7 protein-coding genes and 1 pseudogene are annotated in these 7532 nt (G+C 45.5%); 6 read left to right on the top strand and 2 right to left on the bottom strand.

Annotated features, from left to right (window positions below):
• Nucleotides 1–427 precede the first annotated feature (427 nt).
• A pseudogene (locus WC647_18015) lies at nucleotides 428–1371 on the bottom strand (virulence RhuM family protein).
• A gap of 100 nt (nucleotides 1372–1471) precedes the next feature.
• Complete coding sequence (locus tag WC647_18010; GenBank protein ID MFA6224199.1) at nucleotides 1472–1720, bottom strand: hypothetical protein; 249 nt, start codon at nucleotides 1718–1720, stop codon at nucleotides 1472–1474.
• A 359-nt stretch (nucleotides 1721–2079) separates the two neighbouring features.
• Here WC647_18010 and WC647_18005 point away from each other — a divergent pair, with 359 nt between their 5' ends.
• The 6 genes from WC647_18005 (at nucleotide 2080) to WC647_17980 (ending at nucleotide 7386) form a co-directional block, all read left to right on the top strand.
• Nucleotides 2080–2655 carry a hypothetical protein gene (locus WC647_18005; GenBank protein ID MFA6224198.1) on the top strand — a complete coding sequence of 192 codons (576 nt, stop codon included), beginning with the start codon at nucleotides 2080–2082 and terminating at the stop codon, nucleotides 2653–2655.
• Nucleotides 2639–2998 (top strand): hypothetical protein, encoded by a 360-nt coding sequence (locus tag WC647_18000; GenBank protein ID MFA6224197.1) that lies wholly within the window; start codon nucleotides 2639–2641, stop codon nucleotides 2996–2998. Before WC647_18005 ends, WC647_18000 begins: the two co-directional genes overlap by 17 nt.
• Nucleotides 2999–3077: 79 nt before the next feature.
• Nucleotides 3078–4034: a DUF6602 domain-containing protein gene (locus WC647_17995; protein MFA6224196.1), complete on the top strand. Its 957-nt coding sequence runs from the start codon at nucleotides 3078–3080 to the stop codon at nucleotides 4032–4034.
• A 75-nt stretch (nucleotides 4035–4109) separates the two neighbouring features.
• A complete protein-coding gene (locus WC647_17990) occupies nucleotides 4110–5195 on the top strand; it encodes a hypothetical protein (protein ID MFA6224195.1) in 1086 nt (361 codons plus the stop codon).
• 46 nt (nucleotides 5196–5241) lie between these two features.
• Nucleotides 5242–5802 (top strand): hypothetical protein, encoded by a 561-nt coding sequence (locus WC647_17985; protein ID MFA6224194.1) that lies wholly within the window; start codon nucleotides 5242–5244, stop codon nucleotides 5800–5802.
• A gap of 15 nt (nucleotides 5803–5817) precedes the next feature.
• Nucleotides 5818–7386: a hypothetical protein gene (locus WC647_17980; GenBank protein ID MFA6224193.1), complete on the top strand. Its 1569-nt coding sequence runs from the start codon at nucleotides 5818–5820 to the stop codon at nucleotides 7384–7386.
• Nucleotides 7387–7532 lie beyond the last annotated feature (146 nt).

Here is a 7532-nt window from a genome sequence, read left to right as displayed (position 1 = left end):
TTTTTTACGTTGGCGCTTGGACCTGTTCAGTTTTCTGCTGATACGAACCGGGCCCTTCAAGCAGCTTGATAAAAAAACCGGTCGGAAATTTTGGATGATTTTAATTCCCAGACCGACGGGCTCCTAGAATTGCTACCATCTGGGGAATACTCTCCCGCTGAGTCTCCAATTCTGAAAGGAGCATTGCCGCCAGGGATAAATAACCGCCAACCTGTTTCCGAGATAGTCATAAGGAACGAGAAAAACGATCATTGCGAACTATATATTCAGGAGGTTATTGAGTGAGCGAAAATGTGGGAAAAGACGGTTTGTTGGCTTTTCTTGGACTTTATCAAAAGCTATCTAACGATGGATTTCTCGGCGCTGTGCTTGTAACGGACACTCAAGGGATTCCCGAATCACTTCATGCTCGGAACGTAATTGGATGCTACACATCGTCTCGCCCCTTGCTTTTTCTGGTCGGTAATTGTCTAGCGGCCTCTTCCAATTGTTTGACATAATCAACTTCAGCCATTAACTCCCTGAATTCCCTTCGGCGAGCCTCAAATTTGTCATATTCGGTTCTCGAATGGTCCTCGGCTGTCTCTTTGCTAACTTTGCCGGCGTCGGGAAGTACCCTGCGATCGTTGAACCGAAGAAATTCGTCAAGTTTTTGTTCCCAGTCCTTCACGAACACCTGTTTTCGCCGTTTGGCCTGATCCTCAGCAAAATCGAGCCACATAACCACAATTCGGTTCAGTTCCTCAATTTCCTCTTCTTTAAGATAGCTTTTGCCGTGGTCATATCGGTCTTGCGAACTTCACTTCCCTTCCAGGTAGTGAGGCCCATGTTAGGCATTTGATGGTCGGCTCGGGACCGGATTAGTTCAGCAGCGGTCATACCGGTAGCGGCAAAGTGCAGTTTGTTCTGGATGACACTGAAGAATTTCGTGGTTTCTCTCCATGTCGGTTCGTAATCCGCCGCCATGGCGAAGATTTCTCTGACCCGCAGGTACATGCGCCGTTCGCTGGCACGGATATCACGGATACGGGTTAGCATTTCATCGAAATAGTCAGGAACGGCCGATCCCTTTACCGGCGGGTTCTTAAGCCGTTCGTCATCCATTACAAATCCCTTGACGATGTACTCTTTCAAGCGCTCGGTAGCCCAGATGCGAAAGCGGGTGGCGACCAGGCTTTTCACCCGATACCCCACCGAAATGACCGCGTCCAGATTGTAGAACGTGAGTCGACGGACAACGTGTCTGGCCCCCTCCAGGCGAACTACCGAGAATTCCTCGGTAGTTCCTGATGGGGTGAGTTCCCCTTCGCTATAGATGTTTTTCAGATGCAGGGAAATATTGTCCGCAGTACATTGAAACAAATGCGCCATATCATTTTGCGTCATCCAAAGGGTCTCCCGTTCCAGCCGCACATCGAGTTTTATCTTTCCGTCGTCCGTCTGGTAAACCAGGATTTCAGTCTTGAAAAGTTCATCCTTTTTCATATTCAATCAATGGGCCAACACCCCTGACGCATTCCTTGCTGATTTCAGAGATGGTTTTATATCCGTCCTTGAACGCCCCCGACGCTTTGTCGCAACGTTCTGGTAGTTGAACCATGATGAACTTACGATTACTACCATCTTCGGCGTTGAGTCTCATTACAGCGTTAGCGATGGTTCTTTCAAAGTCTTTGTCGTCGTCATCTGTTTCTTCGTCTCCTGTCGCGCTTGACGCCATGGGATTTAAGTATAACCCCAAAATATCCTTCTTGTCCAAAAGATCCCAAGGAAAGTGTCTCATCCTGAAGATATGGGTCAATCTGGCCTTGTAAAATATCCAAAAATAATCTTGATAGATCTGATTTCGTTTTTTGTTGGAAACCAGTCGTCTTTGCAAAACATGTCGAGCCTATTGCAAGATTCTGCCGGAGATGAAAAACGAGTCGATTAAATGAATATGAAAACTATTTTTGGGAATTGACGTATCTCGCGGATTGAATAAAGAGGATCAGTTATTTCTTATTTTCATCCCATTTAATCGTGTTATCCTATAAACTCTAACCTTCGACTTACCCTTGAGTCCGGGAGTCAACTTCTATGAACCTTTTGAGCTACAAGCTTTCACCGCTGGACTTACGTCAGGAACTCATTGGTCTTGTGGAAAGAGAGATTCTCGGTCCGGCAGGTGGTCCCGAAGAAGAAATAGACGAACGTCGAGTCAAAGACCGGTACCTCGTCGGGTGTCTCGCGCCTAAAGATTCGATGACTGTCCCTGAAGAAATAGATGACTCAGCCATCGGCGGCGATGATAGGTCCGATGATGGCAAGGCCGATTCAAAGCCAATAGAACGCGCGACCTTTCTTCAATCGTCACTCGGATTCACCCTGATTGTCGACGCTGACGCCCCCAAATTACGAATTGGCGCAAGATGGGGGCAATACACCAGGCAAGAAAGCGCTAACGCGATTAATGAGAAAACAGGTGAACCGAAACTGGTCTGGAAGCGAAATCCAGTAGAAGGAAGTTGGGACAATGTTGATGTAAACTCTCTGAACCAGGACTCGTACGAAATTTTTAGAAGCGATTTTGGCAAGGTTTTTATTCAGTTGGTTTCAAAAGCTCTGGTCAACGAACAGGAATCCCCAAAGAGGAATAATGTTGGAACGCTGTGAAGGGTTGACCAAGACCTATAATTGTTTCCACAAAACAGATGAGGATTCACAAGATATAGTCGAATTGCGCCGTTTACATGTAGAAATGGACAATGCTGTCGCAGCGGCATACTGCTGGACGGACCTAGACTTGGGCCATGGCTTCCATGAAACGAAACAGGGCATCCGATACACAGTAAGCGATGCCGCTCGTCGTGAGATCCTTGACCCTCTCCTGACATTGAACCATGAACGTTACGAAGAGGAAGTTAGAAAGGGCCTCCATGAGAAAGATAAGCCCAAATCCAAAAGCGCAGGGCAGCGATCGAAGAAGGGTGGATCCGGGCCGCTGTTTGGGGGCTAGAGCTGGTGAAGCCAAGAATGCGTAACTGGACATTGATAATGTCAATCTGACTGGACCTAGAAAAAGATCGAGCGAACCTATGACAACGAATAAGACACACGACTTACATGATTTCATGCGGCAGATTAGTGACCAGATGGCCGCCGAATATGAACGTATAGAAAAAAGAGCTATCGCGGATCCAGGAACTGCCGGCGATCAAGGAGAGGAAAACTGGGCGGCCCTACTAAGAGACTGGCTTCCCACATATTACCACGTTGTGACAAAAGGCAGGATCATCGGCCAAGATGGGAATACAAGTCCTCAAATCGATATAATTGTTTTGAAGTCGTGTTACCCCCATAAACTTCTTAATACAAAGCTGTATCTTGCTGGAGGTGTTGCCGCTGCATTCGAATGTAAGACAACTCTTAAAGCTACTCATATAGCTAAGGCTGTTGAAAACTGCGCCAAAATTAAAAAACTTTGTCCGGAAAGAAGCGGCACTCCATATAAAGAACTCCACTCCCCCATCGTATTTGGTCTTTTAGCGCATTCCCATAACTGGAAAGGTGAGAAGGCAAGACCGGAACAAAATGTTGAAAAGAGACTGATCCAGGAAGACGAAAAGCATGTTAATCATCCGCGCCAACAATTGGACCTGCTATGTGTTGCTGATTTAGGAACATGGACATCTTCAATAATTACCTTCTTAGGTCCGTGCAACCTACCGTCAAGCAAGGCCGATATCTGTGGCCCCAGTGGTTCAGCATTGACTGCCTATATCGGCAACACCCGCCGACATGAGTCCCAATCCCTTCATTTTAAGCCCATCGGTGTATTAATTTCCTATTTGTCTCAGAAGTTGGCGTGGGAAGACGTTTTGATAAGAGATCTTGCAGATTACTATCGCATTACAAATATAGCCGGGGCCGGGACAGGTACAACACGCTCGTGGCCAAGCACGATCTATTCAGAAGATATACGACCGAGAGTAGAAACAGGCCATCTTTCCAATGGTGTATTTTGGGATGAATGGTCAGTTCACTTTGAATAGTTAAAATATCATCCGGACGTCAATTCAGAGGATTTGCTTTTTCCCGTCCGCTGCGATGCCCTAACAGAGCCAATTATGCTCGTAGAAACGTCTAATAACATTAACAAGCTTTTGATAATATCTCGATTTATCGAAGGGCTACATTTGTTTAGCAAGGAGCAAGTGAATGACAATTGCAAGCGCTCCATTTTACGCTTCTTTTTTATCCACATTGACAATTTACTCAAGATTGTCCCCAGGACAAAGAACAACCTGTTCAGAGAATGTCTTATAACTCAGAAACAGAAAAAGGAGATTGAACGACTCACAAAGATCCTATCAAAAAGCTATGACAACGCATACGACACTATAAGGGACAAAATTGGAGCCCACAGCCAACCCGTTGACCTAAGCTCATTACTGAAGTGGTGGCACGAAATAGATTTTACTACTGTTGAAGTGCTTTATGAAGACGCCACAAATCTTCTATCAAGTTTTTCCGTTGTCAATTGTGTGAAATTTCTCCCTGCGCCGGACCATACCCCGGTAGTACTCCCTGCAAGGTCAAGGCTGTCTCCAGATGTAACCCAACCTTCAATCTCTACGGACAGGTTGGCAGTCATGAAGCCGAACACGATGGCCATGATTGCTTGCCACCCATCCCAAGAGAAAGCGCAGCTAATTCTCTCAATAATAGAATTCTTGGAGATTGATTTCGAATTTACATCAATTGTGGAGGAGCCAACGACGATCTACCATTCAACCCTGTTTGAAGTCGCTTGGCTTCTTGCCATAATGGATACCTGCTCTTTGCTGGACAATTTATTTGAAGATACCGGGTACGACAAATCACTCTTAAACTACTGGAAGGAGATTAACGCTGCCGGATGCCATGATCTTGAAGATTTTCTATCGAGGCGTGATAGCGAATTCGAATCATCTCTAAGAAATATCAGAAACACCTTGGCGGCTCATATAGACAACGAAAAGCCCTTTCAGGAACTATACAAAAGATATCTGGAACTTGATCTGGAAGCCCTCTACAAATACGCTTGCATATTTATTAATTGCTTCCGCACAGCGTGTCGCCGAGATCATCGAACAAAAATGTTCAACATTCACAACATGCCGGTCGATGGCGTTATCAGTGTACCAAATTGGACTAAGCCCTTTGACAATTGAAACTTGCTTATCAGAATAGCCGTAAATGAAAGAAAGAGAGAATTCAATGAGAATAATTACGGTCACTGTCGATACCAGTAACTGGATTGCGTGGCTTCACAAATGTGAATCCTATGATTCTGTGTGCAAGATGCTTGATTGGCATAAAAATAAACTTTTCGAGTTATGGAACACCAGTCGAGTGGTGCAGGATTCTGCCGGAATGGATTCGGGTCAATCGGCTAACCTGCAGAGACTTTTCAAAGACTACGCGATACGCATGTCTTCTTGTCCGTTGCGCTGGAATTACTCGCGATGGAATGGTCCGGATGTTTTTCCAGGACCAGCAACAGAACACCGCCCGCTTCAGCAAATAATTGAATTCAGAAAACTCATTCCTGAACCCACAAGTCTTCCTAAAGATCAAATCGGTAATAGACTTTCGAATAAGCTTGGGGACTATGATGCACTTAAAGATCACTATGAAAAAAACCGGGATGTCTTTGTCACTCTTGATAGGCATGACATTTTTCATGTCAACAAACGGCCTCTCTACAAACAAAAATTGGGATTAATTATTCTCGATCCCAGAGAGTTTGTTGCATCATATGGTTCGTCTTTGGTCTGATAACAGGAATTAGTTGTGTTGGATATCGCTGCATTACGTAAAGAGCCTGTCACTGCAGCCGAACTTGAGGAACTGATTCAGGAGCTACTCACTCATGGACGCTTGTTTCAACTAGATGACGAGGGCATTGCCAGATCTTTCGTTGATCATTTTTTCGATGGAAACGCGTGGAAGTTAAGCCTAGGTCAACTCCGTCAAGTGATTGCAAAGTTGTACGGCTGTTCGGAAGACATTCCTTCAGACCCAGATCAAGTACCGAACTGGGTCAGAAAGGAACTGTTTGGGTTTGAATATCTGCCTCGAGACAAGTTGGCAGAAATTTACAGTTGGGCATCGGAAGACCTTTCAGCTATAGAAGCAAACATAGCCGATTGTGATCGTGCCATAAAGAAAGTGGAGCGCCGCTCACCGAAGACGGATGAAGACCCATCAGACATTAGATTCTATAGGTACTATCTGCAATTAAACAAAGAGGCAAAGGACGAGATTATTGATGTCCTGACAAATAAAAATAAACTATGGCGGAAAGCCCTTAGTGCTTCATATAGGCCTTACTCAATGATTGCCGGCTTAACGATGCAAACGCCATGGTCATTTCGATGGTACCCTGAAAGATTTCACCCCTCTAATTTCTCATCAGTTCGTCATGCGTTTGGTCGGCTTCCCCTGCGAATATTTCGTGAGTTTGAAAGGCTTTACGAAGCTCAGGATAAAACAGCTCAGAATAAAATTCAATTTTATCAACGCGTGGAAGAATTTATTGCGCACTTTAAGCCAACCGAAGATATTAGACGCTTGCTCGATGAACATCACTTACTTGCAGATCGAAAAAGGATCCTGTTGCCAGCGCTTGAGGCCTATGAGCGAGAAGAGTTCGAGTTGTTCATCAGCGCCACAGCTACGCAGATTGAGGGCATCATAACAGATGGCTGTTTTTTGTCTGGAATCTCACTTGAAAAACTGCGGTTGGGCTCGATCATCGAAAAACTCGAGGTTCTTGTTCGTGATACCGCTGTTCACATTGACTATGTCTACTATGCCTTCAAATTTCCTGTCTTAAGAAATCGGATTGCTCACGGCCACATGCTCAGAGATGACGTGCGACACACCGCACATTTGCTACTACTGGACCTTTACGACTGTTGTCGAATTGTGCGTGAGCACCCCGGCGCTCCGAACTCATTAGTGGAGTTCCTGCGGCGAGTAAAGTCTGACATGGCGACCGTAGCTGACCTGGTAGAATTTGCCGCAATTTATGTGGAAACCGATGGTGAACCTCCGAATGACTTTTATGAATTAGATCAGGAGTTTGAGAAGTTTCGGTTGCTCCTGGATAGGCAGGCATTCTGGAATTTTCTGCACAAACTTCTCGATCCCAAGCACGAGGTAATTGACATCGGCTTACGGTTCATCACAGATCAGCTAAATCATGAGACTCCGGCATTAGGGATCAGGTGTAAAAGCCTCATGAAGGGCATGGGACAAAGGGGCGTAGGCAAATTTGATCGAGATGATTTCATGAGTGCTGTACGACGCCAGCAGGGTCATGATTGTCTTGTGAAAAATATGGAAGAGATTCGTTAGTTGCTTATTGTCCGCTTCAGGGATAGGGCGAAAAGCCCCATCTTGAAGCGAGTAATTCAGCAGGCCTGCGTGTTATGCGCCACCGTCACAATATTTCGCACGCAGTTAATGACGTGAAGCGTAGCGCAGGGCGTATTCACGAGATG

This window comes from Desulfomonilaceae bacterium (genome assembly GCA_041662605.1).
GTDB lineage: Bacteria > Desulfobacterota > Desulfomonilia > Desulfomonilales > Desulfomonilaceae > CAJBEZ01.
The sequence above is the reverse complement of the archived record's forward strand: the minus strand, read 5'-3'. Positions and strand labels throughout refer to the sequence as shown.